This is a genomic window from Streptomyces sp. NPDC001904 (assembly GCF_040297005.1).
Lineage (GTDB): Bacteria > Actinomycetota > Actinomycetes > Streptomycetales > Streptomycetaceae > Streptomyces.
Genome location: NZ_JBEOYI010000021.1, coordinates 106,994 through 133,465, shown reverse-complemented (window position 1 = coordinate 133,465; position 26,472 = coordinate 106,994). Strand labels below are relative to the sequence as shown.

Genomic DNA, 26,472 nt, shown 5'->3' with positions numbered 1-26,472 from the left:
GCTTGTGTGAACGCCGTCTCAGGCGCGCAGGCGCAGTCCGCGCGGGGTCGCGTGGAAGCCGGCTCCTTCCAGCAGGGAGGCGTACGGGGAGGTGAGCGCGGCCGTGCCGTTGATCCGCTCGACCGTGATCGTGCCGAGGGCGCCGGAGCGGGCCGCGTCGGCCAGCGCCTGCGCCGCCGCGGGCAGCCGGGGGTCTTCGGCCAGCTCGGCGGGGGTGGGTGCCGCGGCGTCCGCCGCGGGCGTGCCGTCCGAGGCCGGCCAGGACAGCAGAGTCTTGCCGCCGCGCTCCATGTAGAGCGTCAGCTCGCCGTCGACGAGGACCACGAGGGAGCCCGCCTTGCGGCCCGGCTTGTGGCCTGCGCCGGTGGGGGGCTCCGGCCAGGACAGGGCCGCCCCGTACGCGTTCGCCGGATCGGCCGCCGCCAGGACCAGCGCCCGCGGTCCGCCGCTCTTCGGGGCGGGCGAGTCGGCCGGGGCCCAGGGGTCCGGCGGGGTCGAGCCGCGCTCCCGTGCGGTCGCCGCGGCGCGCAGGCGGTCCACGGCGCCGTCCATGGCGAACTGGGCCGCGCCGAGCCCTTCCACGACGTATCCGCGCCGGGCCTGGCCGCTCTCCTCGAAGACCGACAGGACCCGGTACGTCGCCGAGAAACCGCCCTCGACGCCTTCGGCGGCCACGGCGCCGCGGGTCACCACGCCGTGCCGGTCGAGAAGGGTGCGGGCCAGGGCGTGGGCGCGCAGCGTCGGGTCGGGCTCCTGGGCGGGCAGCAGGGACCAGCGGCCCGCGACCGTGGGCGGGCCGGTGCGCGAGGTCGCGCGGGCGGCCGCCGTGAGGCTTCCGTAGCGGCCGCGCGGGACGGTCCGGCGAGCACGGTGGGCGGTGGATCCGGCGGTGCGTCCGGAGCCCAGGACGGCCCGCATCGGCGCCAGCGTGTCGTTCGTGAGCCGGCCCGACCAGGCCAGCTCCCACAGGGCGTCGGCCAGCTGGGGATCGCCGGCCTCGGGGTGGGTGGTGGCGCGGACCTGGTCGGCGATCTGCCGGAAGAACAGGCCGTAGCCGCCCGCGAGGCTGTCCAGGACCGACTGGTGGAGGGCCGTCGGCTCCAGCGGGTGCGGGGGCGGCAGCAGGAGCGGCGCGGTGTCGGCGAGGTAGAGGCTGACCCAGCCGTCCTTGCCGGGCAGTGAGCCCGCTCCGGCCCACACCACCTCGCCGGACGCCATGAGCTCGTCCAGCATCGCCGGTGTGTAGCCGGAGACGCGGGAGGGCAGGACCAGCTTCTCCAGCGCGGAGGCGGGGACCGAGGCACCCTGGAGCTGCTCGACGGCACGGACCAGGCCGTCGATGCCGCGCAGGCCGTGGCCGCCCAAGTGCTGCCACTGGGGCAGGAACTGGGCCAGCGCGGCGGGCGGCACCGGCTCCAGCTCGTGCCGGAGCGCGGCCAGCGAGCGGCGGCGCAGGCGGCGCAGCACGGCGGCGTCGCACCACTCCTGGCCGATGCCCGCCGGATGGAACTCGCCCTGCACGACCCGGCCGTTCGCCGCGAGACGCTGCAGGGCGCCCTCGGTGACGGCGGTGCCCAGGCCGAAGCGGGTGGCCGCCTGCGCCGAGGTGAACGGGCCGTGGGTGCGGGCGAAACGGGCCAGCAGATCACCCAGGGGATCCTTCACCGGCTCCGTGAACGCCTCGGGAACACCCACGGGCAGCGCCGTGCCCAGGGCGTCGCGCAGCCGTCCGGCGTCCTCGATCGCCGCCCAGTGATCGGTGCCGGCGACGCGGACGCGGATGGCGCGGCGCGCGGCGGCCAGGTCCTCGGCCCAGCCCGGCTCGGCGCCGCGCTCGGTCAGCTCGGCGCCGGTGAGCGGCCCGAGGAGCCGCAGCAGGTCCGCGACGCCCTCGGCATCCTTGACGCGGCGGTCCTCGGTGCGCCACTGCAGCTCCTGCTCCAGCTCGGCCAGCACGTCCGCGTCGAGCAGCTCGCGCAGCTCGGCCTGGCCGAGCAGCTCGGCCAGGAGGTGCGAGTCCAGGGACAGCGCGGCCGCGCGGCGCTCGGCGAGCGGGGAGTCGCCCTCGTACAGGAACTGCGCCACGTAACCGAAGAGCAGCGAGCGGGCGAACGGGGACGCCTCCGGGGTGGTGACCTCGACGAGACGCACCTTGCGGGACTCGATGTCGCCCATCAGCTCGGCGAGCCCGGGAACGTCGAAGACGTCCTGGAGGCATTCGCGCACCGCCTCCAGGACGATGGGGAACGAGCCGAACTCGCTGGCCACCTCCAGGAGCTGGGAGGCCCGCTGGCGCTGCTGCCACAGCGGGGTGCGCTTGCCGGGGTTGCGCTTGGGGAGCAGCAGCGCGCGGGCCGCGCACTCGCGGAAACGGGAGGCGAACAGGGCCGAGCCGCCGACCTGTTCGGTGACGATCTGGTCGACGTCGCCCTTGTCGAAGGCGACGTCCGCCGCGCCGATGGGGGCCTGCTCGGCGTCGTACTCCAGGCCCGGCTTGGCGGGCTCCTGGTCGAGGAGGTCCAGGCCCATCAGGTCAGCGTCCGGCAGGCGCAGCACGATGCCGTCGTCGGCGTGCATGACCTGCGCGTCCATGCCGTACTTCTCGCTGAGACGGGCGCCCAGGGCGAGTGCCCAGGGGGCGTGCACCTGTGCGCCGAAGGGGGAGTGGACGACGACCCGCCAGTCGCCCAGCTCGTCGCGGAAACGCTCGACCACGATGGTGCGGTCGTCCGGGATGTGGCCGCACGCCTCGCGCTGCTCGGTCAGATACGCCAGGACATTGTCGGCGGCCCAGGTGTCCAGGCCCGCCGCGCTGAGCCGCACGCGCGCGTCGTCGGGCTTCTGGGAGCCGATCTCACGGAGGAACGCGCCCACCGCCCTGCCCAGTTCGAGCGGGCGGCCCAGCTGGTCGCCCTTCCAGAAGGGGAGCCGGCCGGGGACCCCGGGGGCGGGGGAGACCAGGACCCGGTCGCGGGTGATGTCCTCGATGCGCCAGGAGCTGGTGCCGAGCGTGAAGACGTCGCCGACCCGGGACTCGTAGACCATCTCCTCGTCCAGCTCGCCGACGCGGCCGCCGCCCTTCTTGGGGTCGGCTCCGGCGAGGAAGACTCCGAAGAGGCCCCGGTCGGGGATCGTGCCGCCGGACGTCACGGCCAGGCGCTGCGCCCCGGGCCTGCCGGTGACGGTGCCGGCGACGCGGTCCCAGACGACGCGCGGCCGCAGCTCGGCGAAGGCGTCGGACGGATAGCGGCCCGCCAGCATGTCGAGGACCCCGGTGAACGCCGACTCGGGGAGCGAGGCGAAGGGGGCCGCCCCGCGGACCAGGGTGAGGAGGTCGTCGACCTGCCAGCTGTCGAGGGCCGTGATCGCGACCAGCTGCTGCGCGAGGACGTCCAGGGGGTTGGCCGGGACGCGCAGCGACTCGATCGAGCCGGTCCGCATGCGCTCGGTCACCACGGCCGACTGCACGAGGTCGCCCCGGTACTTGGGGAAGACGACTCCCGTGGACACCGCGCCCACCTGGTGGCCCGCACGGCCGACCCGCTGCAGCCCGGAGGCCACGGAGGGCGGCGATTCCACCTGGACGACCAGGTCCACGGCGCCCATGTCGATGCCGAGCTCCAGGCTGGAGGTGGCCACGACCGCGGGCAGCCGGCCCGCCTTCAGGTCCTCCTCGACCTGCGCGCGCTGCTCCTTGGAGACCGAGCCGTGGTGGGCGCGCGCGATGACCGGGGGAGCGCCGGTCGCCGCGCCGGAGCCGCCCATCAGCTCGGCGGGCGAGTGGTCCTCGGGGACGGCCTCGCCCGTGGCGCGCTCGTACGCGATCTCGTTCAGCCTGTTGCACAGGCGCTCCGCGAGGCGGCGGGAGTTCGCGAAGACGATCGTCGAGCGGTGGGCCTCGATGAGGTCCGTGATGCGCTCCTCCACCGAGGGCCAGATCGACGGCCGCTCGGCGCCCTGGTCGGAGTCGGCCACCGGGGAGCCGCCCAGCTCGCCCAGGTCCTCGACGGGCACGACCACCGACAGGTCGAACTCCTTGCCCGAGGGCGGCTGGACGATCTCCACCCGGCGCTGCGGCGACAGATAGCGCGCCACCTCGTCCACCGGGCGGACCGTCGCCGACAGGCCGATGCGGCGGGCGGGGCGGGGCAGCAACTGGTCGAGACGCTCGAGGGAGAGCGCCAGATGAGCGCCGCGCTTGGTGCCGGCCACCGCGTGCACCTCGTCCAGGATCACCGTCTCGATGCCCGTCAGCGCGTCACGCGCGGCCGACGTCAGCATCAGGAACAGCGACTCGGGCGTCGTGATCAGGATGTCCGGCGGGCGGGTGGCCAGGGCGCGACGCTCGGCGGGCGGGGTGTCGCCGGAGCGGATGCCGACCTTCACCTCGGGCTCCGGCAGGCCGAGACGCACCGACTCCTGCCGGATACCGGTGAGCGGGCTGCGCAGATTGCGCTCCACGTCGACCGCCAGGGCCTTCAGCGGGGACACGTACAGCACCCGGCAGCGCTTCTTGGGGTCGGCGGGCGGCGGAGTGGAGGCCAGCTGGTCCAGGGCGGCCAGGAACGCGGCCAGCGTCTTGCCCGACCCGGTCGGCGCGACCACCAGCACGTCCGAGCCCTCGCCGATCGCCCGCCACGCCCCGGCCTGCGCGGACGTGGGCGCGGAGAAGGCGCCCGCGAACCAACCGCGGGTCGCGGGGGAGAACCCCTCAAGTGCGCTGCGGGCGCTGTTCGCCCCCTGACTGGACCTGACCATGGCTCCATCCTGCACCCGACCACTGACAACCGCCGTGACCAGCGCAAACGGGTGGTTCGGCGCGCCGGGCCTGCCGCACAATGGATGTCATGGCGGGCAAGGGCGAATGGGCACGGCACTGGCGGTACGAACAGCTGCCGGGCCTGGACCTGCTGCGCGCCCGCTACCTCCGCCACACGTTCCCGCGCCACAGCCACGACGGCTACGTCCTCGGCGCCGTCACGGGCGGTGTCGAGGAGGTCGGCATGCCCGACGACACCCTGCTCGCCGGGCCCGGCAGCGTCGTCATGATCAACCCGGAGGTGGCGCACACCGCGCAGGCGGGCGGCCCCGACGGGTGGTCTTACTCCACGCTCTACCCTTCGGCGCGGATCGTCGCCGAGATCGCCGCCGAGACCGGCACGCTCCGCGGCACCCCGGTCTTCGGGAAGCCCATCGTCACCGACCCGCAGGCCGCACGGATGATCATCGAGGTGCACCGTGCCGCCGAGCAGGGCAACGCGCTGGCCGCCGACAGCCTCCTGCGCGTCGTGCTCGCCCGGCTGCTGCGCGACCACGGCACGGTGCGCGCCCAGCGTCCCCGCAGGACCGCGGGGGCCGGAGCCGCGGCACGCGCGCGTGAGTTCCTCGAGGAGCGCATGGCCGACCCGCCGTCCCTGGAAGCGCTCGCCGCCGAACTCGGCACCAGCCCCTTCGCACTGCTGCGGGCCTTCCGCGACGCCTACGGGATGCCTCCGCACACCTGGCTCACCAGCGCGCGCGTGCGTGCCGCCCGGCGTCTGCTGGAGGCGGGCACGGCCCCGTCCGACGCCGCGGTCGCCGTCGGCTTCACCGACCAGCCGCACCTGAACCGGCACTTCACCCGGATCGTCGGCGTGCCGCCCGGGGCGTATCAGCGGGTGCGCAAGAACGTACAAGACGGCGACCGGCACCTGCTCGTACCGTCCGACGAGTGGCAGAACAGACAACACCCACGGACATACGCACAGCGGGAAGGGCGCCCGACGCAGCCCCCGCCCGGCACGGCGATCACGCCGGAGCGGCCGGGAAGCCCACCGGCGCCGTCGTCCGGGACGCACTCGGCGTCGGGGTCGCCGTCGGACTGTCGGGATTCGCCTTCGGGGTGACCTCGGCGGGCAGCGGCCTCAGCGTGCTGCAGAGCTGCGCGCTCAGCCTTCTCGTCTTCACCGGGGCCTCGCAGTTCGCGCTGGTCGGCGCGCTCGCGGCCGGCGGCAACCCGTTCACGGCCGCCGCGGGAGCCTTCTTCCTGGGGGTGCGCAACGCCTTCTACGGGCTGCGTCTGTCGCAGCTGCTCGCTCTCCCGCGCGCGGTGCGGCCGTTCGCCGCGCACTGGGTCATCGACGAGACGTCGGCCGTCTCGCTCGCCCAGCCCGACCGGCGCAGCGTGCGGCTGGGCTTCACCGTCACCGGGCTGAGCCTCTACGTGCTGTGGAACCTGACCACGCTGCTCGGCGCCCTCGGGGCCGAGGCCATCGGCGACACCGACGCCTGGGGGATCGACGCGGCCGGGCCCGCGGTCTTCCTCGCCCTGCTGGCCCCGATGCTGCGGACCACCACGGAGCGTGCCGTGGCGGGTCTCGCCGTCCTCCTGATGCTCGGGCTGCTGCCCGTGCTGCCGGCCGGAGTGCCCGTTCTGGTGGCCGCGCTCGCCGCCCCGGCCGTGCTCTACGTAGAGGGACGCCGCCGGGGCGGGGCCCCGAACACGCCGCAAGGAGAGAACCGTTGAACATCTGGATCGCCATCGGCGTCACCGCGGTGGGGTGCTACGCCGTCAAACTCATCGGCCTGCTCGTGCCCGCGGGGGCGCTGGAACGGCCCGTGGTGAAGCGGCTGGCGGCGCTGCTGCCGGTCGCGCTGCTCGCCACGCTCACCGCCCAGCAGACGTTTGCGGACGGCCGCACGCTCGTGCTGGACGCCAAGGCCGCGGGACTCGCCGCGGCCGCCGTGGCTCTGCTGCTGCGCGCGCCTTTCCTGGTGATCGTCGCGGCCGCCGTGGTGGTCACGGCGGGCGTGCGGGCACTCACCGGGTGAGGGGCCCCGCGGCGGAAGGACCTGGAGGTCGCGGCGGCTACAAGAGGCGGCCGTAGGCACGCAGGGTGCGCAGCGCCTCGATCGTCACCATCGGGCGTGCCTCAAGGGCCGTGCCCGGTGCCCACTGCCGCCAGTTGACCGGCCAGCCGCCGTCCTCCTGCTGCTCGCTCCGCAGATGGTCGAGCGCGCGGGCCATCTCCTCCTCGGTGAACCAGGAGCGGGCCAGCGACTCGGGCGCCTTCGCGTAGTCGTACGGGTAGTGGTGCTCGCCCGGCGCGTAACCGGGGGCCACCGGGTGGTCGCCCGCGTGCTCCGGATCGAGCACCACGAGCCGCTGTTCACGGACGAGACGCCCGAGCCGGTCGGCGGCCGCCCGCGCGCGCGAGCGGTCCGGAACACCGTCGAGGAAGGCGATCGCGGCATGGATCTCGTACGGGTGCGAGACCTTCAGCGACTCGACGGCCGACCAGCAGAAGTCCGTGGCCCGGAACAGCCACGCGTGCCAAACCTCGTTGCGGTGCAGCAGACCGACCACCGGACCGGTGGCGAGCAGGTCGCTCGGCGGGTCGTCCACGATGGGCACGAACGGGGCACAGGGATAACCGCGCTGGCTGGGATGCACTGCCGGAAGGGCACCCTCCGGTGTGGAGACCGTCGTGAGGTAGCGGCACACGCGCTCCACCCGCTGCCCCGAACAGCGCCCGATGGAGTCCAGCACGCGCAGCGCGTGACCGGTGTGCAGCGGCTGGCTGACGGGGCCGCGCAGATCCGGTTCGAGGGCGTTCCCGTACCCGCCGTCCTCGTTGCGGTAGGCGGCCAGGGCGGTCTCCACGGCGTCGGCCGCGGCGGTCGAGCCCGCCCGGAAGTGGTAGGCGAACCGGCGCTGCTCCAGGACGCGCGCGGTCAGCCAGATGAAACCCTCGGCACGGGAGAGCGGGGTGTGTGGCGACGGCGATGAGGGGAGTGCGGATGCTCCGGTTTCGGCCATGCACCGACCGTAGGGCGGAAAGCGTTCTCAACAAGACTCCCCGGCACGGCTGCACTCTCAGGGGCGGGATACTGGAGTCATGCGGTTGACGGTCTTCTGGCAGCGGATGGCGGATCACTTCGGGTCCGGTTACGCCGACACCTTCGCGCGCGACCACGTGATGGCGGGGCTCGGCGGGCACACGATCCACGAGGCGCTGGACGCCGGCTGGGACGCGAAGGACGTCTGGCGTGTGGTGTGCAGCACGATGGACGTGCCACAAGACAAGCGCTGAGCGGGCCTGATTCCCCGCGCGTGGCACGGATTGTCCGTGGTGTGGGTGAGACTGGGCAGCGTGGCAGCGACAGACGAGAAATTCCAGGTGAAGACCGACGCCGCACCGCCCGGCACGACGCCGCCCGAGCCGCCCGCGGGGCCGGTGGCCGCCGCGCGCGCGGGGATGCCGCGCTGGCTGCCGCGCGCCATGGTGCTCGCCCTCGCCCTGATCGCCTGTTTCCAGCTCGGCAGCTGGGCCTTCCACCAGGTCACCGGCCTGCTGATCAATGTATTGATCGCGTTCTTCCTGGCGCTCGCCATCGAGCCCGCGGTGAGCTGGATGGCGGCGCGCGGTCTGCGCCGCGGCCTCGCCACCGGCCTCGTCTTCCTCGGGGTGATGATCGCCACCGCCGGTTTCGTCTTCCTGCTCAGCTCGATGCTGGCCGGCCAGGTCGTCGACATGGTCGAGGACTTCCCGAAGTATCTCGACCAGCTCATCAGCTGGGTCAACACGACGTTCCACACGGACCTGAGCCGCGTCGAGGTCCAGGACAGCCTGCTGCACTCGGACTGGCTCCAGAAGTACGTGCAGAACAGCGCGACCGGCGTCCTCGACGTGTCCGGGCAGGTGCTCGGCGCGCTCTTCCAGCTGCTGACGATCACCCTGTTCTCGTTCTACTTCGCCGCGGACGGCCCGCGCCTGCGACGTGCGCTGTGCTCGGTGCTGCCGCCCGCCAAGCAGGCCGAGGTGGTGCGCGCGTGGGAGATCGCCGTCGACAAGACGGGCGGCTATCTGTACTCGCGCGGTCTGATGGCGCTCATCTCCGGGATCGCGCACTACATCCTGCTGCAGGCGCTCGGCGTGCCGTACGCGCCCGTGCTCGCCGTGTGGGTCGGGCTCGTCTCGCAGTTCATCCCGACGATCGGCACCTATCTGGCGGGCGCGCTGCCGATGCTGATCGCCTTCACGGTGGACCCCTGGTACGCGCTGTGGGTGCTCATCTTCGTGGTGGTCTACCAGCAGTTCGAGAACTACATGCTGCAGCCGAAGCTGACCGCGAAGACGGTGGACATCCACCCCGCGGTCGCCTTCGGGTCGGTCATCGCGGGCACCGCGCTGCTCGGCGCCGTGGGGGCGCTCATCGCGATCCCCGCCGTCGCCACGCTGCAGGCGTTCCTGGGGGCGTACGTGAAGCGGTACGACGTGACGGACGACCCGCGCGTGCAGGGGCGCCGCAGGCGGGGCGGCGCGTCGCTCCTCGCGCGCATGCGGCGCGCCCTGAACGGGCCGAACCATCCGGACGCCGAGTCCGCGGCCGACGCCGAGTCCCGGGACTCCGAGGCCCCGTAGACACGGCCTGATGGCGCTCGGGCCGGTCGGCCCATAAGCGGCCCGAAGGCGGCCGGGCCGGTCAGTACGTGACGGCGGCCCGCGCGCCCGCCGCGAGAACCGCCAGCGTGTAGGCGGCCACCGCGCCGTACATGACGCGTTCCTTGGTGCGGTCCCGCCATGCCGTGCGCGACATCAGCCAGGCCAGAGCCGGCAGCACGAGCACGGCGTGCAGGCTGACCCCGTGCAGCGGCTTGAGCGCGGCCGTCGAGTGGTATGCCGCCTCCTGGTGGCCGCCCCGGGTCAGCGCCACGCCCCGCGCGATCATGGCCGCCCCCGAGGCGAGCGCCACCAGGAGGAGGGCGAAACCGGCGCGCACGGCGAGCGGCATGCCCGTGCACCCGCTCGGACGGGTACGGAAGGAGAGGACGGCGAAGGCCGTCAGGAGCACCACCAGGACACCGCCGCCCACGGCGAGCGAGAGGGACACGGCGGTGTCGAAGCCGGTCTCCATGTCGAGGTGCGACGGCACCTTGCGCCACGCCTGGAGAGTGATGCCGGCGACCTCCAGGACGCAGTCCGCGGCGAACACCACGAGCAGGACACCGCGCAGCCGGGTGCCGACGCGCAGATACGACGTCACCCAGGTGAGCGCCATCAGGGTCAGGCCGAAGGAGAGCCCGAAGGTGACGGGCTTGCGCCAGGAGACGGGGCCGTCCCACGGGCCGCCGTCGACCGCGAAGACGACGACATGGACGAGCCCCGACGCGATCAGGACGGCGCCGGTCGTGTGACAGAGCCGCTCGGCCGGGGTGAGCCGGGGTTCCGCGGGGCAGGGGTGGGAGAGGTCCATGGGGGCAAGGTTCGTCGGGCGGGCCCGCGCGGGCGTCGTCCGGCCGGAGGCACCCGGCGTACGCCGCGGGGAGTACCCGGGCGGTGGGCCGGAGACTTGCTCCTGTGCCGCGTGGTGCGCTTGACACCAAAATCGAACATCCTTTCTTATGGAAGGTCCAGGGGCTCTTCGTGCCAGTAATCCCAAGGGATTCGGGGAGAGTCGCCGGGCGAAGAGCCTCGAGTTATCCACAGGCGGACGGGCGTCGAGGCCGATTGTCAGTGGCAGGCGTTAGCGTCTTTGACGTGAAGCGATCGACTCAAGCAAATCGGGTGGAACCCATGGCAGGAACCGACCGCGAGAAGGCGCTCGACGCCGCGCTCGCACAGATTGAACGGCAATTCGGCAAGGGCGCGGTCATGCGCATGGGCGAGCGCACCAACGAGCCCATCGAGGTCATCTCGACCGGCTCGACCGCGCTCGACGTGGCGCTGGGCGTCGGCGGCATCCCGCGCGGCCGCGTGGTGGAGATCTACGGCCCGGAGTCCTCCGGCAAGACGACCCTGACCCTGCACGCTGTCGCCAATGCCCAGAAGGCGGGCGGCGCGGTGGCCTTCGTGGACGCCGAGCACGCCCTCGACCCCGAGTACGCCAAGAAGCTCGGCGTCGACATCGACAACCTGATCCTGTCCCAGCCGGACAACGGCGAGCAGGCTCTGGAGATCGTCGACATGCTGGTCCGCTCCGGCGCCCTCGACCTGATCGTCATCGACTCCGTCGCCGCGCTCGTCCCGCGTGCGGAGATCGAGGGCGAGATGGGTGACTCGCACGTGGGTCTGCAGGCTCGTCTGATGAGCCAGGCGCTCCGGAAGATCACCAGCGCGCTCAACCAGTCCAAGACCACCGCGATCTTCATCAACCAGCTCCGCGAGAAGATCGGTGTGATGTTCGGCTCGCCGGAGACCACGACCGGTGGCCGCGCCCTGAAGTTCTACGCCTCGGTGCGCATGGACATCCGCCGCATCGAGACCCTGAAGGACGGCACGGACGCGGTGGGCAACCGCACCCGCGTCAAGGTGGTCAAGAACAAGGTCGCGCCGCCCTTCAAGCAGGCCGAGTTCGACATCCTCTACGGCCAGGGCATCTCCCGCGAGGGCGGCCTGATCGACATGGGCGTGGAGCACGGCTTCGTCCGCAAGGCCGGCGCCTGGTACACGTACGAGGGCGACCAGCTCGGCCAGGGCAAGGAGAACGCGCGCAACTTCCTGAAGGACAACCCCGACCTGGCCAACGAGATCGAGCGCAAGATCAAGGAGAAGCTGGGCGTCGGCGTCAAGAAGGTGGAGGAGCCGGCCGGCGAGCCGGGCGAGGAAGCGGCGGCCGCCCCCGCCGAGGACGCGAAGACCGTCCCCGCGCCCAAGGCCGCCAAGTCCAAGGCCGCGGCGGCCAAGAGCTAGTCCGTGACACGACGAACCGACTGGGCCGAGTACGACGCCCTCCCCACCGCCGGTCGGGGCCGTGCGGGCGAGAGGGCGTACGACGACGCCGTTGACGGGATGGCCGGTCACGACGTCGAAGCGGGGGACGGCGCGGTGGACGGGCCGCGCCGTGGTGGACGTTCGCGCGGCGGGGCCGGACCGCGCGGGCGCCGGCGCAGGGGCGGATTCGGGGATCCGTCCGGCGCCGCACCGGACGACGGCCCCTCCGACTCGTCGAGGGCCGAGCGGGGGGAGCCATCGGGGGACCCGGCGGAGCGGGCGCGGAACATCTGCCTGCGGCTGCTCACCGGGACCCCGCGCACGCGCAAGCAGCTCGCCGACGCACTGCGCAAGCGGGAGATCCCGGACGACGTGGCCGAGGAGGTGCTGTCCCGGTTCGAGGAGGTCGGGCTGATCAATGACAGCGCCTTCGCCGATGCCTGGGTCGAGTCCCGGCACCACGGGCGGGGCCTGGCGCGTCGGGCGCTCGCGCGTGAGCTGCGCACCAAGGGAGTGGACTCCACGGTGATCGACGAAGCGGTGGGGCAGCTCGACTCCGAGCAGGAGGAGGAGACCGCGCGCGACCTCGTCGCCCGCAAGCTCCGCTCCACGCGCGGCCTCGACCGTGACAAGCGGCTGCGCCGGCTCGCGGGGATGCTCGCCCGCAAGGGCTACCCCGAGGGCATGGCGCTTCGGGTGGTCCGGCAGGCGCTGGAGGAAGAGGGGGAGGACACCGAGGACTTGGGGTTCGCGGAGTAGCGGCGGACCGAGCGGGGGACCGGCCGGTGGACAGGTGGGGTTTACCCCACCTCAAGACGCCTGGACGCCGCAGTGTGCGGGGTGTTGTGCACGGGCCATTGTGAGCGCATGACCTTGAAGCTGCGCACGGTTCACCGGGGGACGCCATGATGATGCTGCGCTACGCACTGCGGACCGTTCGTCACCGAAAGGGCGGGTTCCTCGGAGCCTTTCTCGCGCTGATGTGCGCCGCCGCCCTTGTCACCGCCTGCGGCACTCTGCTGGAGACGGGACTGCGCGGCACCGTGCGCACCGAGCGCTACGGAGCCGTTCCGGTACTGGTCTCCGCCGACCAGGCCGTGCACCGGACCATCGTCAAGCACAAGAAGGGCAAGACGAAGGTCAAGCACAAGGCCAAGCCCCTCGCCGAGCGTGCCTGGCTGTCGCGGGACATCGTGCGGAAGGTGCGAGCGGTGCCCGGCGTGCGGCGGGCCATACCCGAACTCACCTTCCTCGCCGATCCCTTGGCGGCGGGTGCCGCCGATCCCGACCGGCCCGCCTATGGCCACGCCTGGGACTCCGCAGCCCTGACCCCCTACACGCTGGCCGCGGGCACCGCGCCCGGCTCCGACGGGGACATCGTGGTGGACCGTGATCTCGCCGACCGCGCCCGGCTCACGGTCGGCAGCCGGCTCACCGTGCAGTCCACCCAGGACCCTCGTACGTACCGGGTGACGGGCATCGCCGAACCGGGCGCAGGCGCCACGGTCACCCACCAGACCTCGCTGTTCTTCTCCACCGAGGAGGCGGAGCGGCTCGCCGCGCATCCCGGCCGGGTGACGGCGATCGGCGTCGTGCCCGAACAGGGCCGGGACGTAGGCGAGTTGAAGAAGGCCGTCGACGAAGCGCTCGACGGGACCACGGCGCGGGTCACCGCCGGGGACGCGCGCGGACCCGTCGAGTTCCTGGACGCGGACGCCGCGCGCGTGAAGCTCGTCAGCATGGGCGGGGCCATGGGCGGCACCTCCTTGCTCGTCGCCGTGCTCGTCGTCGTCGGCACCTTCGCCCTGTCCGTCCAGCAGCGTCACCGCGAGCTGGCCCTGCTGCGCGCCATCGCCGCCACCCCGCGGCAGATCCGCCGGCTGCTCGGGTGCGAGGCGCTGGTCGTCGGAGCCGCCGCCGGGGCCGTCGGCTCCCTCGCCGGGCTGCCGCTCGGCGGATGGCTGTACGGGCGCTTCGTCGACCTCGGTTCCGTACCCCCCACCCTCGAGCGCACCGTGAGCTTCTTCCCTGTCGCCGCCGGGCTCGCCGCCACCCTCTTCGGCGCCTGGGCCGCCACCCGCGTCGCCGCCTGGCGCATCAGCCGGATCAGGCCGGCCGCCGCCCTCTCCGAGGCGAGCGCCGCACCGGTGCGGCCCGCGGTGCTCCGGACCGTCGCCGGGCTCGTCGCCCTGGCCGGCGGCACCGTGCTCGTCGTCGTCCTGGCCGGGCTGCGCACCGAGGCGGCCTCGACCCCGGTGACGTTCCTGTCCGTCGTCGTGCTCGCGGTGGCCGTCTCCCTGCTGGGGCCGCTGCTGGTCCGGGCGGCCGCCGCCGTCCTGGGGCTGCCGCTGCGCACGGTCGGGCCCGCGGCCCGGCTCGCCACGGCGAACCTGAAGGGGCACGCGGCGCGGATGGCCGCCGTCGTCACCCCGCTCACCCTCCTCGTCGGCATGACCTGCACCGTGCTGTTCGTCCAGCCCACCCTCGGCGACGCCGCCCGGGCCCAGGCGCGCGCGGGAGTCCGCGCCGACTGGGTACTCACCGGACAGGGCCCGGGCATCCCGGCTGCGGCCACGCGTGAGCTGCGCCGGGCCCATGGGACCACCGCCACCGAGGTCGTCCGCTCCACCGTCCGGATCGGCCTCGACAAGTACCCGGTGCAGGGCCTCACCCGGGCCCACCTCACCCGCACCTGGGACCCGGACGTCACCGCGGGATCGCTGGAGCGCTTCGGGGCGCGCTCGGTCGCCGTCAGTGAACTCGCCGCCGATCAGCAGCGGCTGAAGCCCGGCAGCACACTGAAAGTGACGCTCGGGGACGGCACACCCGTCACCCTGACCGTCGCCGCCGTCTACGCGCGGGGTCTCGGCTTCGGCGATCTGACCGTCCCCCACGATCTGCTCTCGCGCCACGTCGACAATCCGCTCGCCTCCTCCGTGCTCGTCTCCACCACCCGCTCACAGGAACAACTCATGGACGCCCTCCGAGAGTTCCCAGGGGTCCGCGTTCTCTCGCCGAGTGCTGCCGACGGGCTCCGGGCCGAGCAGCAGCAGGCCGCCGCGGAGGTCAACATCATCGCGATGGCCCTGGTCCTCGCCTTCACCGCCATCGCCGTCGTCAACACGCTCGCGATGTCCGTGTCCGAGCGGATCCGTGAGTTCGCCCTGCTCCGGCTCGCCGGTGCGACGCGGCGCCAAGTGCTGCGCATGCTGCGCGTCGAGGCGCTGACCGTCGTCCTCATGGGAGTGGGCCTCGGCAGCGGGATCGCGGCCGCCGTGCTCAGCGCCTTCAGCCTGGGCATGACCGGCACGGCGGCCCCGGCCGTCCTGCCCCTGACGTACATCACCGTGGTCGCGGCCGCCGCCGTCCTCGCGCTCACGGCGACGGCACTCCCGGGCCGGGCCGCCCTGCGGGTGCGGCCCGTGACCGTGGCGACGGCGAACGAGTGAGTCCGTCACCGTCGCCCGGGACACGGGGACTCAGCCCGCGGACACCGGAAGCCCCGCCGAGCGCCACGCCTGGAACCCGCCCACCAGGTCTGTCGCCCGGTGCAGCCCCAACTGCCGCAGGGAGGCGGCCGCGAGGCTCGACGCGTAGCCCTCGTTGCAGACCACCACGACGCGCAGGTCGTGACCGGTCGCCTCGGGGGCGCGGTGGCTGCCCTGCGGGTCGAGGCGCCACTCCAGCTCGTTGCGCTCGACCACGAGGGCCCCGGGAATCAGCCCGTCGCGCTCGCGCAGGGCCGCGTAGCGGATGTCGACGAGCAGGGCCTCGCCCGCCGTCGCCGCCGCGTACGCCTCCTGCGCCTCGACCCGGTCCAGCCCGGACCGTACGCGCTCCAGCAGTTCGTCGATGCCCACCGGGCGTTCCGCGGTACTCACTGCCAGTCCTCCGGGCGCTCCACCGACTCCAGGCGCAGCAGCGGGCCGGTGCGGCTGTAGCGCCGGATCTGCGGGAGCGGGGGGTAGTAGGCGTGCACCGAGACGGCGTGCTCGGTGGGTGACTCGTTGAGGACCTCGTGGACATGGTGGCGGCCGAAGGCGCGGCCCTGGCCCGTCCCCAGCCGCCGTGCGCGGTCGAAGCCCTCGGACAGTTCCAGGGTCTTCCAGCCGTCGGTGGGTAGGCGGGCGGCGAGCGAGTTCTCGGTCAGCGTGCCGGACGCGGTCAGGAAGGCGCCGACCGAATTCGCGTGGTCGTGCCAGCCGGTGCCCGACCCGGGCGGCCAGCCGATCAGCCAGGCCTCGCTGCCGCCGGGACCCTCGAGGCGCACCCACGTACGGCCTTCGGGGTCGAGCGGCAGGGAGGCGATGAGGTCCTGGTCCGTCGCGGTGCGGCGGACGAAGTCGAAGAGGTCGGCCTGAGTGGGCGCTGCGGTCGACGACGCGGAGGACGCGGCGGACACGGCAGCAGGTGCAGGGGCGGGTACAGACATGGAAACCGTCCTGAGGTTCGCGAAGGACGCGCGCCACCGGCCCGGCGGACGGCCGGGAAGCGGTGGGGCGCGAAAGGAAGAAGGCGAATTCAGCAGGACGGGCGACACACGCAGCCCGCGTAGCGGACGAGGTCCATATGGACCCTCCGCCACAGGCGCACATTCGTGTCGATCGTCGTCACGTTCCGGAGTACACCATGGCGGTAAGGGCCGGTCAACTCTTGTTCAAGGGGCGCTTGAACATCACTATGCGCCGCTCACCTCCGACGCGGCCTGCGCGGGCTCTTCCACGGCCGGCTCCGGTCCGCCGAGCGCCGTCCGCGCCGCTTCGTACAGCTCCGCAGGGCGCACCCCGCTCAGCGCGGTGACGAGATGCCCGTCGGGCCGGATCAGCAAGACCGTGTGGGCGGGGGCGTCCGGGTAGCTCTCCGCGACGAGCAGTTCGGCCTCGTGCGGGAGCGCGGAGACGGCGGCCGCGAGCCGGGGCATGAGACCCGCCGACATCCAGTGCTTGCGGTCCCATACGCCGGTGCCGGGCGCCACCAGGACCACGAGCAGAGGGCCGAGGCCGAACCGGTCGCGCAGGTTGACGAACGAGCCGTCGGGCGCCGTCACCCGCACATCGGCGGCAGGGGCCCCGGGCGCCGTGCCCACATCCACCTGCGACTCGGCGCGCGGGGGCGCGAGCGGTGAGTCGGTGTACGCCCCGGGCGCGCCCAGCGGGCCGTAGCCCAGGTGACCGTCCGTGAGCAGCGCGTCGTGGCCGCGGGCCGATCCGGGCACGTACGAACGCAGTCCGCCGCCGCCCCGCAGTATCGGCAGCGCCTGGTCGGCGGCGCGCAGCCGGCCCGCGACGACGGCACGGCGCTCCGTCTGGTAGCTGTCGAGGAGGGCGTCGGGGGTGGGGCGGCGGCCGTCGTGCCAGGCCAGGGCCAGTTTCCAGGCGAGGTTGTCGGCGTCGCGCAGGCCCTCGTCGAGACCCTGGGTGCCGAGCGCGCCGAGCAGGTGCGCGGAGTCCCCGGCGAGGAAGGCGCGGCCGACGCGCCAGCGCCGGGCGAGGCGGTGGTGCACGGTGTGCACGCCCGTGTCCAGCAGCTCGTACGGGGGTGTGGAGCCGCCGCACCAGCCCGCGAGGGTCTCCCGGATGCGGGTCACCAGCGCATCGGGGGTGACCAGGTCGCTGCGCGGCGGCAGCAGCCAGTCCAGGCGCCAGACGCCGTCGGCCAGCGGACGGCCGACGACCTCCGCGCCGGACGGGCCCGACGTCCGCCACGGAGGGTTGCGATGGAGCAACGCCTGACCGGGCCAGGGAAGTTCCGTGCGCAGCGCGGCGACCGCGTGCCGTTCGACGGCCGTGCGACCCGGGAAGCGGATGTCGAGGAGCTTGCGCACCGTCGAGCGGGGGCCGTCGCAGCCCACCAGATAACTGCCGCGCCACCAGGTTCCCTTGGGGCCGCGGGTGTGCGCCGTCAGCCCGTTCCCGTCCTCCTCGACGGAGTCCAGGCGGCTGTCGACGGTGAGCTTGACCAGGCGTTCCCTGGCGACGGCGGCGCGCAGGGCGCCGGTCAGATCGTGCTGGGCGATGTGCAGCGGGGCGGGCAGCGCGTTCTCCTGCTCACCGAAGGTGAGGACCCGCATCTCCTGCTTGCGGCGCAGCGAGCGCCAGCCGGTCCAGCGGGAGCCGAGCGCATCGAAGGAGGCACCGGACAGCCGCTCGGTGAGCGCGGCGGTGTCCTCGCGCAGGACGACCGTGCGGGCGGGGCGCGGCTCGTCCTTGCCGGGCCCCTCGTCGAGCACCACGGACGGTACGCCGTGACGGGCGAGAGCCAGGGACAGCGTGAGCCCCACCGGGCCCGCGCCGACGACGATCACCGGATCCACGGCGCGGCCCCTCCTGCCCCGTGCGGCGCCGCGCCGCAGGGCGCGGGCGAAGTACTGAACATACAGGAAGGGGCAGTTGGAGCGGGGTGCGCGTTCACAGAGCGTATGCAACCCATTGCCGGTGCTTGCGTCAAGTGACGGAGGCAGTGGCGACGACGCCACTGCCTCCGTGATACCTCAACGGTCGATGAGGTCGCCGACGAGAAACGACGATCCGTCAGACCCCGTTGTTCGTACCGCTGCCCGTGGTCTTGCCCAGAGTCTGCTGGATCTCCGACATCTCCACGACGGGCTCGGCCGCCGGGGCCATGCCGATCCCCTTCGGGGTGCGCCGGCCGCGTCGCTCGATCCAGTTGGCGAGGCCGGACAGGGCCAGACACATCGCGATGTAGATCGCGCCGACGACGATGACCACCGCGGTGATCGGGTTCTCGCCGTTGACGATGATGTTGTTGGCCATGGTGCGAGCGGCGAACAGCAGCTCGCTGTAGGTGATGATGTAGCCGAGCGAGGTGTCCTTCAGGGTCACCACGAGCTGGCTGATCATCGTCGGCAGCATCGCGCGGACGGCCTGCGGCAGCAGCAGCATCGTCATCACCTGGGTCTTGCGCAGACCCAGTGCGTACGCCGCTTCCACCTGACCGCGCGGTACGGCGTTGATGCCGGCCCGGATGACCTCGGCCTGCACACAGCCGTTGTAGACGGTCAGACCGATGACGAGGGCCCAGAAGGCCGCGTTCTCGCCGACGGCCCCGAGGCTGTCCTTATAGGTGAGGAAAAGCACCCACAAGGCGTAGATGGTGATCAGCAGCGGGATGGCGCGGAACAGCTCGATGAAGCCGGTGGCGACCCAGCTGACCGGCTTGTGCTCGGAGAGCCGGGCGACCGCGAGCAGCAGGCCGAGCACCAGGGAGAGCACTCCGGCGACGGCGAACACCTTCAGGGTGGTGAGCACTCCGTCGCGGATGCTGGCGCGCACGCCCGCGTTGTTGAAGATGTTCCAGACCTCGGGCTTCAGCTGGCCCGTCTCGTTCATCCGGTAGAGCGTGAAACCGATCAGGCCGAGCACCGCGAGGGAGCCGACGATCGTATAGATCCAGTTGCGCACCTGGGCCTTGGGGCCGGGCGCGTCGTACAGGACGCTCGAACCACTCATCGTGCGACCCCCATGCGGCGCTCGAGCAGCCGGAACAGACCGCTGATGGCGAAGGTGATGATCAGGTAGCCGAGAGCCACCCAGAGGAAGATCCAGCCGATCGCGAAACCCTTGTCGCTGAGCAGCTTCTGCACGCCGAAGAGCTCGGCGACGCTGAACGCGCCCGCGATGGCGGAGTTCTTGGTCAGCGCGATGAAGATCGAGCTGAGCGGCGGCAGCACCGTCCGGGTGGCCTGCGGCAGGATGATCATGCGCAGGGTCTGCGAGAAGGTCATGCCGATCGACCGGGCGGCCTCTGCCTGGCCCAGCGGCACCGTGTTGATGCCCGACCGCACGGCCTCACAGACGAACGCCGACGTGTAGCAGCCCAGCGCGAGCAGCGCCTTGGCCCACGGGCTGATGCTCAGCCCGAACAGCGGCGGAATGACGAACCAGACGATGAGGAAGAGCAGCGTCAGCGGGGTGTTGCGGAACAGCGTCACCCACGCGGTGCCGAACAGGCGCAGCGGAGGGACGGGGGAGACACGGAACCCGGCGATGAGAACGCCGAGCACCATCGCCAGAACCCCGCTGGCCAGGGTCAGCAGGACGGTGCCTATGAACCCCTCGCGGAACTCCGGGAGATAGTCGAGCAATACGTTCACGGGGATGTCCTCGTGGGCGGCGGCGGACGGGCGACTGGGGCCGCGCCACGGGCACACCGGTGGGGTGTGCCCGTGACCCGGACCTGCTCCTCAGGGACTGAAGAGGGTGATCAGTAGCGCTCGAGGGCCGGCGGCTCGGTGTACGCGGCGTTGGACAGGCCGAGCGTGGCGTCGTACGCCTTCTTGTAGTCGCCGTTCTTCTCGTGCGCCTCGATGGCGTCGTTCACCGCGTCGCGCAGCGCCTTGTCGTCCTTGTTCATGCCGACGCCGTACGGCTCCTCGGTGAAGGGCTTGCCGACGACGTGCAGCTTGGTCGGACGCTGGGCCGCGTACCCCTTGAGGATGGCGTCGTCGGTGGTGACGGCGTCGACCTCGTTGTTCAGCAGCTGCTGGACGCACTCGGAGTACTTGGACAGCTCGATGGTCTTCGCGCCGTACTTGGGCTTCTTGATCTCCTGCAGCGGGGTCGAGCCCTTGATGGAGCAGACCGTCTTGCCCTTGATCGAGTCGGTGCCGGTGATCTTCTTCTCGTCCGCCTTGCGGATCAGGAGGTCGGCGCCCGCCTTGAAGTACGGACCGGCGAAGCCGACCTGCTTCTTGCGCTCGTCGTTGATCGTGTACGTGCCGACGTAGAGGTCGACCTCGCCCTTGGAGATCGTGGTCTCACGGACGTTGGAGTCGACCGTCTTGAACTCGATCTGCGACGGCTTGAAGCCGAGGTCGGCGGCGACCATCTTGGCGATCTCGATGTCGAAGCCGGACCGCTTGCCGTCGGTGTCCTCGAAGCCGAGGTACGGCTGGTCGTTCTTGGCGCCGATGACGAGCTTGCCGGCCTTCTGGGCCTTCTTCAGCGTCGCCGAGTCGATGCTGACGTTCGAGGCGACCTTGTAGGTGGGCAGCTTCGGCTGGTTCTTGCCGCCGGTGGAGCCGGCCGGCTTGTCACCGGCGTTGCCGGACTCGCCGCCACACGCGGTGGCGGTCAGGGCGAGGGCGGCGACCGTGGCGGCGATCGCGGCGGACTTGCGGAGCTTCATGGTGAACATCCTTCGTGTCTGCAGAATCGGCAGTCGGAAATCTCAACACGCGCGCGCGGGACCTCACTTGAGGGCGCGTGTGCGGCGCGTGTCTAGTGGTGCAGGATCTTCGACAGGAAGTCCTTGGCCCGATCACTGCGCGGATTGCTGAAGAACTGGTCGGGGACGGCCTCCTCGACGATGCGGCCGTCCGCCATGAAGACGACGCGGTTCGCGGCCGAGCGGGCGAAGCCCATCTCGTGCGTGACCACGACCATGGTCATGCCGTCCCGGGCGAGTTGCTGCATCACTTCGAGGACCTCGTTGATCATCTCCGGGTCGAGCGCCGACGTCGGCTCGTCGAAGAGCATCACCTTCGGGTCCATCGCCAACGCCCGTGCGATGGCGACACGCTGCTGCTGGCCGCCGGAGAGCTGTGCGGGGTACTTGTCCGCCTGCGCGCCGACGCCGACCCGGTCGAGGAGCGCGCGGGCCTTCTCCTCCGCCTGGCTCTTGGACACCTTGCGGACCTTGATCTGCCCCAGCGTCACGTTCTCCAGCACCGTCTTGTGCGCGAAGAGGTTGAAGGACTGGAAGACCATGCCCACGTCCGCGCGCAGCCTGGCCAGCTCCTTGCCCTCCTGGGGAAGCGGCTTGCCGTCGATCGAGATGGCGCCCGAGTCGACGGTCTCCAGGCGGTTGATCGTGCGGCACAGTGTGGACTTACCGGACCCCGACGGGCCGATGACGACCACGACCTCGCCTCGCGCGATGGTCAGGTCGATGTCCTGGAGTACGTGCAGCGAGCCGAAGTGCTTGTTGACTTGGCTCAGCGCGACCAGCGCGTCGCCCGCGGGGGGAGTGGCGTCCTTGGTCACCGAAACTTCGGTCATCGGGGTCTTGCTCCATCCTCCTCGGTTGGGAGGACAGTAGTAACCCCGTACGACCAGCGTCATTACATCTGAGGGGAAATTGAGGATAACGATCCGGCTGCAACCGGACACTATGTGTGAAGGGGGCGCGGGCCCGCGTACCGGGTGCATAACGGAACACGGACGTAACCGGAAGTCCCTTGACGCCGTCCTTATGTATCGGCGTGGATGCCTTGAGCGTCGCGCGGGACGAAGTCGCGCGGCCGGACGGACGATGAACCTAAGGGGGCCGGAATGAGACTGCTGCTCGTCGAGGACGACGATCACGTGGCAGCGGCCCTGTCGGCGGTTCTGTCCCGGCACGGCTTCGAGGTGCACCACGCGCGCAGCGGCGAGGAGGCGCTGAAGGCGCTCGTCCCGGAGGCCGACGCCTTCGGAGTCGTCCTCCTCGACCTGGGGCTGCCGGACCAGGACGGGTACGAGGTGTGCGGCAAGATCCGCAAGCGGACGTCGACACCGGTGATCATGGTGACCGCGCGCGCGGACGTGCGGTCCCGCATCCACGGGCTCAACCTCGGCGCGGACGACTACGTGGTGAAGCCCTACGACACCGGGGAGCTGCTCGCGCGCATCCACGCCGTCAGCCGGCGCAGCGTGTCGGAGGAGGCCGCCGTGTCCGTCGGCCACGAGGTGCGGTTCGGGGGCGTCGCCATCGATCTGCCCACGCGGCAGGTGACGGTGGACGGGGCCGCCGTGCAGCTCACCCGCAAGGAGTTCGACCTGCTGGCGCTCCTCGCGCAGCGGCCGGGCGTCGTCTTCCGCAGGGAGCAGATCATCTCCGAGGTGTGGCAGACCAGTTGGGAGGGGACCGGGCGGACGCTCGAGGTGCACGTGGCGTCCCTGCGCTCCAAGCTGCGCATGCCCGCCCTCATCGAGACCGTGCGCGGCGTCGGGTACCGGCTCGTCGCCCCGGCCGCGTAGCGCGGACAGGACGTCCGGGTGCGCGCACGGCTGCTTCCGCTGCTCATCGTCCTCATGGCGGGCGTGCTGCTCGCGCTCGGCTTCCCGCTGGCGGTGAGCCTGGCCTCCGCGCAGCAGCAGAAGGTCGTCGTGGACCGCATCGACGACACCGCCCGCTTCGCCTCCCTCGCCCAGTTCGTCACCACGCGCTCCGAGGGCAGCGGCGAGGCCGAGACCGACGAGCGGCGGCAGACCCTGCGGAAGGAACTCGCCCGCTACTACGACGTCTACGGGATACGGGCCGGGGTCTTCTACCGCGATCTGGACCTGCCTCCCATGGGGCGGGCGCCCGGCGCGTTCCGGGTGCCGGGCGACGGTCAGCTGCGGGCGGCCTTCGACGAGGCGTTGTACTCGCGCGGGAGCCACGATCCGCCGCAGGTCTGGCCGTGGCAGCGGCAGGGGCGCATCGTCGTCGCCTCGCCCGTCATCCGGGACGGCGATGTCGTCGCCGTCGTCGTCACGGACTCGCCCACCGGCGCGATGCGGGCCAAGACGGTACGCGGCTGGGCGGTCATCGCCGTGGGCGAGGTGGCCGCGATGCTGCTGGCCGTGGGGGCCGCGCTGCGACTGACGGGCTGGGTCCTGCGGCCCGTACGGGTGCTCGACGCGACCACGCACGACATCGCCACCGGGCGGCTGAAGTCACGGGTCGCGGCCGCCGGCGGTCCGCCGGAACTCAGGCGCCTGGCCCGGTCGTTCAACGAGATGGCGGACAACGTCGAGGACGTGCTGGAGCAGCAGCGCGCCTTCGTCGCCGACGCCTCGCACCAGCTGCGCAATCCGCTCGCCGCACTGCTGCTGCGCATCGAGGTGCTGTCCTACGAACTGCCGGAGGGGAACGAGGAGATCGCGTCCGTACAGGCCGAGGGCAAGCGGCTGGCCCGGGTCCTCGACGACCTGCTGGACCTGGCGCTCGCCGAGCACGCGGCCGCCGACCTGCAGCTGACCGACATCGGTGAACTCGCGGCCGAGCGCGTCGAGGCGTGGCGGCTGACCGCCGAGGACAAGGGGGTGCGTCTCGTCGCGGACTGCCCGGCGGCGACCGGCTGGGCCGATCCGGTCGCGCTCTCCAGCGCCCTGGACGCCGTGGTGGACAACGCGCTGAAGTTCACCCCGCGGGGCGAGGCGGTCCGCGTCACCGTGACCGCGAACGGCAGCAGTACCGCCGTCGAGGTCGCCGACGGCGGCCCCGGCCTGCGCGAGGAGGAGCTGTCCCGCATCGGCGACCGCTTCTGGCGCAGCGGCCGCCACCAGAACATCAAGGGCTCGGGCCTCGGTCTGTCGATCTCCCACGCCCTGCTGACGGCGGGCGGCGGCTCGATCGCTTACGCCCCGCACGAGCCGCACGGCCTGAAGGTGACCGTGCGGGTGCCCCGGACGCGGCCGGGGAGCGGCTCGGCCGGGTGAGCGTTGCGCCGGGGACGTGGCGCGGGTGAGCGTGGCGGCGCGGGCGGGCTCCGGCGGGCGCAGATGCCGTCAGGGCCTCACCGAGCGGTGGCTCAGGGCTTCACCGAGCGGTAGTAGCGGCGCGCGCCCTCGTGCAGGGCGAGGGGGTCCGTGTAGACGGCCGTGCGCAGGTCCACGAGCTGCGCGGCGTGCACCGCGTTGCCGATCGAGTCGCGGCTGTCGATGACCGTGCGGGTCACGGCCTCGGTCAGTGCCGGGGCCGTGCGGTCCGTCGTGATCAGGAGGTTCGCCACCGCCAGGGTGCTGACGGCCTTGCCCTGCTGGGCGTCCGGATAGGTGTCGGCGGGCATCACGGCGGCGCGGTAGTAGCGCGCCGACGGATCGCTCATCTTGCGCAGCCGGTCGAGCAGGCTGCCCATCTCGACCAGGCGGACCGGGAAGTGCTCGGACAGGGTCTTCACGTTGTTGGTGGGCAGGCCGCCCGACCAGAAGAACGCGTCGATCCTCCCCGACTTCAGCGCGTCGGCCATGTCACTGATGCCGAGGTCGACCGGCACGACGTCCTTGTGGATGTCCAGGTCCGCCGCCGCCAGCACCTTCTCGGCGATGAGCCGCACCCCGGAGCGCGGCCCGCCCACGGCGACCTTCATGCCCTTCAGATCGGCCACCTTGTCCACGCTGGAGTCCCGGGGCACGACGAGCTGCATGTAGTCGTCGTAGAGGCGGGCGCAGCCGCGCAGCCGGTCCGCGCCGGCCTTGTGCTCCTCCTGGTACTTGGCGACGGCGTCCGCCGCGGCGATGGTGAAGTCCGCCTGGCCGGTGGCGACCCGGGTGACGTTGTCCCACGAGCCCTCGCTCTCCTTGAGCGTCACGTCGAGCCGGGGCAGATCGTGGGCCAGCTCATCGTCGAGGAGGTTGCCGTAGCGCACGTACACGCCGTTCTTCGCGCCCGTGCTGAAGGTGACCTCGCCGGACGGCGACTTCTGGCCGAGCGGCAGCAGCCACCACAGCAGCAGTCCGAACACCACGAGCGCCGACGCGGCGCCGGTGAGGGCACGGCGGCGGGTCAGCGGGAACGGTCGGAAGGGGGCCTGCGGCATGTCGCGATCCTGCCAGCTGGGGCCGGGGCTGACCAGGGCCGAAGCGTTCGCCGACGGTCACACCCGGTGACGTGCTCCCCGCGTCGCCGGTGTCACCGCAGGTGTCGCCGCCGCGCCAGCTCCCACGCCGCCGTCGCCCACCGCTCGTGGCCGAAGGGGAACCCGGCGTCGAGGAGCCGGCCCGGCACGACCCGGCGGCTCTTGAGGAGGAGCTCCGTGTCCGAGCGGAGCGCGAGGGCGCCCGCCTCCGCCATCCAGCGGGTGGCCGGCAGGCCCAGCGGGACGCGGTGGGCCCGGCGCAGGGTGCGCATGAAGTCGCGCTGGGGGAGGGGATGCGGAGCCGCCAGGTTCACTGGGCCGGTCAGCTCCTCGTGGGCGATCAGGAACTCGACCGCCCGCACGAAGTCCTCCTCGTGGATCCACGACACGTACTGCCGACCGCCCGCGACCGGCCCGCCGAGGCCGAGCCGCGCGAGCCACGACAGCACGTCGAAGACGCCGCCCCGGTCGGGGCTCATGACCATCGCCGCGCGCAGGGCGACCTTGCGGGTCTGCGGGGTGTCTGCGTCCCGCTGCGCACGCTCCCAGGCCCGGGCGATGCCGACGCTGTACGCCCAGTAGCCCGGGACGCCCGGCTCGGTGCCGCCGATGACCCCGGACGCCTCGTCGTGCGCGGTGTCGTAGGAGTGGGCGTAGATCGTGGCCGTGCTCATCTGGAGCCACAGCGCGGGCGGCCGGACCGCGTCGCCGATGGCCTCGCCGACGGCGCGGGCCGAGTCGACCCGGGAGTCCATCATGGCGCGCAGGTTCTCGGTCGTGTAGCGGCAACTGACACTGCGCCCGGCCAGGTTGACGACGACGTCGCTGCCGTCGATCTCCTTGACCCAGGCGCCGGGCGTGCGGCCGTCCCACTCCACTTCGCCCGCGCGCGTGGGGCGCCTGCTCAGCACGACGACCTCGTGTCCCGCCGCGGTGAGCGCGCGGCGCAGCACACCGCCCACCTGTCCCGTGCCACCTGGCAGTACGACCTTCATGGCGCCCCCTTTAGTCACCCGCTGAGCGATCCGCAGCGAGTTGAACACGTTCAAAATAGCGTGCTGGACGCCCGGGGTGCGAGCGGGGGAGCGGTGGGTCCTGCCCGGCGGGCCGCAAGCACGGCGCTGCCAGCGACGCAGTGACGCACGGTCCGGAACAAGCCGGACAAGGGGCTCGAAAAAACCCTTGGCTCCCGTCGTCCCGGCCGCGGGACACTTC

General features: G+C 72.2%; 22 protein-coding genes and 1 pseudogene. 10 read left to right on the top strand and 13 right to left on the bottom strand.

Going from position 1 to position 26,472, the window contains the following annotated elements; genetic code table 11:
- Positions 1 to 18: 18 nt before the first annotated feature.
- Positions 19 to 4,758 carry an ATP-dependent helicase gene (locus ABT127_RS28720; RefSeq protein ID WP_351455980.1) on the bottom strand — a complete coding sequence of 1,580 codons (4,740 nt, stop codon included), beginning with the start codon at positions 4,756 to 4,758 and terminating at the stop codon, positions 19 to 21.
- An 80-nt stretch (positions 4,759 to 4,838) separates the two neighbouring features.
- On the opposite strand from ABT127_RS28720, the pseudogene ABT127_RS28715 reads away from it, so the two are divergent.
- The 3 genes and pseudogenes from ABT127_RS28715 to ABT127_RS28705 all read left to right on the top strand — a co-directional run.
- Positions 4,839 to 5,597: pseudogene (locus ABT127_RS28715) on the top strand (AraC family transcriptional regulator); the annotation flags it as partial.
- Between the two features lie 140 nt (positions 5,598 to 5,737).
- Positions 5,738 to 6,505 (top strand): AzlC family ABC transporter permease, encoded by a 768-nt coding sequence (locus tag ABT127_RS28710; RefSeq protein WP_351456036.1) that lies wholly within the window; start codon positions 5,738 to 5,740, stop codon positions 6,503 to 6,505.
- The gene (locus ABT127_RS28705; protein ID WP_351455977.1) at positions 6,502 to 6,810 is read left to right on the top strand and encodes an AzlD domain-containing protein; all 309 of its coding nucleotides are present in this window, start codon (positions 6,502 to 6,504) and stop codon (positions 6,808 to 6,810) included. The genes ABT127_RS28710 and ABT127_RS28705 overlap by 4 nt, the downstream gene beginning before the upstream one ends.
- A 37-nt stretch (positions 6,811 to 6,847) precedes the next feature.
- Here the strand turns inward: ABT127_RS28705 and ABT127_RS28700 are convergent, their stop codons facing one another.
- Complete coding sequence (locus ABT127_RS28700; protein WP_351455975.1) at positions 6,848 to 7,798, bottom strand: hypothetical protein; 951 nt, start codon at positions 7,796 to 7,798, stop codon at positions 6,848 to 6,850.
- Positions 7,799 to 7,877: 79 nt separating this feature from the next.
- On the opposite strand from ABT127_RS28700, the gene ABT127_RS28695 reads away from it, so the two are divergent.
- Together ABT127_RS28695 and ABT127_RS28690 are read left to right on the top strand one after the other, a co-directional pair.
- A complete protein-coding gene (locus tag ABT127_RS28695; RefSeq protein ID WP_351455973.1) occupies positions 7,878 to 8,072 on the top strand; it encodes a DUF3046 domain-containing protein in 195 nt (64 codons plus the stop codon).
- Positions 8,073 to 8,132: 60 nt separating this feature from the next.
- On the top strand, positions 8,133 to 9,404 hold the full coding sequence (locus tag ABT127_RS28690; RefSeq protein WP_351455970.1) for an AI-2E family transporter: 1,272 nt from the start codon (positions 8,133 to 8,135) through the stop codon (positions 9,402 to 9,404).
- A gap of 61 nt (positions 9,405 to 9,465) precedes the next feature.
- Here ABT127_RS28690 and ABT127_RS28685 read toward each other — a convergent pair whose 3' ends face one another.
- Positions 9,466 to 10,236: a hypothetical protein gene (locus tag ABT127_RS28685; protein WP_351455967.1), complete on the bottom strand. Its 771-nt coding sequence runs from the start codon at positions 10,234 to 10,236 to the stop codon at positions 9,466 to 9,468.
- Positions 10,237 to 10,556: 320 nt separating this feature from the next.
- Here ABT127_RS28685 and recA point away from each other — a divergent pair, with 320 nt between their 5' ends.
- From recA to ABT127_RS28670, 3 genes are all read left to right on the top strand, one after another.
- Positions 10,557 to 11,672 carry a recombinase RecA gene (gene recA, locus ABT127_RS28680; RefSeq protein WP_351455964.1) on the top strand — a complete coding sequence of 372 codons (1,116 nt, stop codon included), beginning with the start codon at positions 10,557 to 10,559 and terminating at the stop codon, positions 11,670 to 11,672.
- Between the two features lie 3 nt (positions 11,673 to 11,675).
- Positions 11,676 to 12,452 (top strand): recombination regulator RecX, encoded by a 777-nt coding sequence (recX, locus tag ABT127_RS28675; protein ID WP_351455961.1) that lies wholly within the window; start codon positions 11,676 to 11,678, stop codon positions 12,450 to 12,452.
- 149 nt (positions 12,453 to 12,601) lie between these two features.
- A complete protein-coding gene (locus tag ABT127_RS28670) occupies positions 12,602 to 15,142 on the top strand; it encodes an FtsX-like permease family protein (RefSeq protein ID WP_351456033.1) in 2,541 nt (846 codons plus the stop codon).
- A gap of 30 nt (positions 15,143 to 15,172) precedes the next feature.
- On the opposite strand, the gene ABT127_RS28665 is transcribed toward ABT127_RS28670, so the two are convergent.
- The 8 genes from ABT127_RS28665 to ABT127_RS28630 form a co-directional block, all read right to left on the bottom strand.
- Positions 15,173 to 15,574, bottom strand: a complete 402-nt coding sequence (locus ABT127_RS28665) for a rhodanese-like domain-containing protein (protein ID WP_351455959.1) — start codon at positions 15,572 to 15,574, stop codon at positions 15,173 to 15,175.
- The gene (locus tag ABT127_RS28660; protein WP_351455956.1) at positions 15,571 to 16,125 is read right to left on the bottom strand and encodes a cupin domain-containing protein; all 555 of its coding nucleotides are present in this window, start codon (positions 16,123 to 16,125) and stop codon (positions 15,571 to 15,573) included. Before ABT127_RS28660 ends, ABT127_RS28665 begins: the two co-directional genes overlap by 4 nt.
- 89 nt (positions 16,126 to 16,214) lie before the next feature.
- The gene (locus tag ABT127_RS28655; protein WP_309544753.1) at positions 16,215 to 16,286 is read right to left on the bottom strand and encodes a putative leader peptide; all 72 of its coding nucleotides are present in this window, start codon (positions 16,284 to 16,286) and stop codon (positions 16,215 to 16,217) included.
- Between the two features lie 85 nt (positions 16,287 to 16,371).
- On the bottom strand, positions 16,372 to 18,006 hold the full coding sequence (locus tag ABT127_RS28650; RefSeq protein ID WP_351455953.1) for an FAD-dependent monooxygenase: 1,635 nt from the start codon (positions 18,004 to 18,006) through the stop codon (positions 16,372 to 16,374).
- A 217-nt stretch (positions 18,007 to 18,223) separates the two neighbouring features.
- The gene (locus ABT127_RS28645; protein WP_351455951.1) at positions 18,224 to 19,162 is read right to left on the bottom strand and encodes an amino acid ABC transporter permease; all 939 of its coding nucleotides are present in this window, start codon (positions 19,160 to 19,162) and stop codon (positions 18,224 to 18,226) included.
- Entirely contained in the window at positions 19,159 to 19,806 is a 648-nt protein-coding gene (locus ABT127_RS28640) for an amino acid ABC transporter permease (protein ID WP_351455949.1), read from the bottom strand. Before ABT127_RS28640 ends, ABT127_RS28645 begins: the two co-directional genes overlap by 4 nt.
- Positions 19,807 to 19,916: 110 nt before the next feature.
- Positions 19,917 to 20,840, bottom strand: a complete 924-nt coding sequence (locus tag ABT127_RS28635) for a glutamate ABC transporter substrate-binding protein (RefSeq protein ID WP_351455946.1) — start codon at positions 20,838 to 20,840, stop codon at positions 19,917 to 19,919.
- Between the two features lie 92 nt (positions 20,841 to 20,932).
- Complete coding sequence (locus ABT127_RS28630) at positions 20,933 to 21,712, bottom strand: amino acid ABC transporter ATP-binding protein (protein WP_351455943.1); 780 nt, start codon at positions 21,710 to 21,712, stop codon at positions 20,933 to 20,935.
- 273 nt (positions 21,713 to 21,985) lie between these two features.
- Between ABT127_RS28630 and ABT127_RS28625 the strand changes: the two genes are divergently transcribed.
- Positions 21,986 to 22,672, top strand: a complete 687-nt coding sequence (locus ABT127_RS28625) for a response regulator transcription factor (protein WP_351455940.1) — start codon at positions 21,986 to 21,988, stop codon at positions 22,670 to 22,672.
- 18 nt (positions 22,673 to 22,690) lie between these two features.
- Complete coding sequence (locus tag ABT127_RS28620) at positions 22,691 to 24,118, top strand: sensor histidine kinase (protein ID WP_351455937.1); 1,428 nt, start codon at positions 22,691 to 22,693, stop codon at positions 24,116 to 24,118.
- Positions 24,119 to 24,210: 92 nt separating this feature from the next.
- Here the strand turns inward: ABT127_RS28620 and ABT127_RS28615 are convergent, their stop codons facing one another.
- The gene (locus ABT127_RS28615) at positions 24,211 to 25,218 is read right to left on the bottom strand and encodes a TAXI family TRAP transporter solute-binding subunit (protein ID WP_351455934.1); all 1,008 of its coding nucleotides are present in this window, start codon (positions 25,216 to 25,218) and stop codon (positions 24,211 to 24,213) included.
- Between the two features lie 92 nt (positions 25,219 to 25,310).
- On the bottom strand, positions 25,311 to 26,252 hold the full coding sequence (locus ABT127_RS28610; protein ID WP_351455930.1) for a TIGR01777 family oxidoreductase: 942 nt from the start codon (positions 26,250 to 26,252) through the stop codon (positions 25,311 to 25,313).
- Between the last annotated feature and the right edge of the window lie 220 nt (positions 26,253 to 26,472).

What these genes read in the sequence shown, in the direction of transcription:
- ABT127_RS28720 (WP_351455980.1), bottom strand. Translation starts at nt 4,758, where the DNA reads ATGGTCAGGTCCAGTCAGGGGGCGAACAGCGCCCGCAGCGCACTTGAG.
- ABT127_RS28700 (WP_351455975.1), bottom strand. Translation starts at nt 7,798, where the DNA reads ATGGCCGAAACCGGAGCATCCGCACTCCCCTCATCGCCGTCGCCACAC.
- ABT127_RS28695 (WP_351455973.1), top strand. Translation starts at nt 7,878, where the DNA reads ATGCGGTTGACGGTCTTCTGGCAGCGGATGGCGGATCACTTCGGGTCC.
- ABT127_RS28685 (WP_351455967.1), bottom strand. Translation starts at nt 10,236, where the DNA reads ATGGACCTCTCCCACCCCTGCCCCGCGGAACCCCGGCTCACCCCGGCC.
- recA (WP_351455964.1), top strand. Translation starts at nt 10,557, where the DNA reads ATGGCAGGAACCGACCGCGAGAAGGCGCTCGACGCCGCGCTCGCACAG.
- ABT127_RS28670 (WP_351456033.1), top strand. Translation starts at nt 12,602, where the DNA reads ATGATGCTGCGCTACGCACTGCGGACCGTTCGTCACCGAAAGGGCGGG.
- ABT127_RS28660 (WP_351455956.1), bottom strand. Translation starts at nt 16,125, where the DNA reads ATGTCTGTACCCGCCCCTGCACCTGCTGCCGTGTCCGCCGCGTCCTCC.
- ABT127_RS28645 (WP_351455951.1), bottom strand. Translation starts at nt 19,162, where the DNA reads ATGAGTGGTTCGAGCGTCCTGTACGACGCGCCCGGCCCCAAGGCCCAG.
- ABT127_RS28635 (WP_351455946.1), bottom strand. Translation starts at nt 20,840, where the DNA reads ATGAAGCTCCGCAAGTCCGCCGCGATCGCCGCCACGGTCGCCGCCCTC.
- ABT127_RS28630 (WP_351455943.1), bottom strand. Translation starts at nt 21,712, where the DNA reads ATGACCGAAGTTTCGGTGACCAAGGACGCCACTCCCCCCGCGGGCGAC.
- ABT127_RS28625 (WP_351455940.1), top strand. Translation starts at nt 21,986, where the DNA reads ATGAGACTGCTGCTCGTCGAGGACGACGATCACGTGGCAGCGGCCCTG.
- ABT127_RS28615 (WP_351455934.1), bottom strand. Translation starts at nt 25,218, where the DNA reads ATGCCGCAGGCCCCCTTCCGACCGTTCCCGCTGACCCGCCGCCGTGCC.
- ABT127_RS28610 (WP_351455930.1), bottom strand. Translation starts at nt 26,252, where the DNA reads ATGAAGGTCGTACTGCCAGGTGGCACGGGACAGGTGGGCGGTGTGCTG.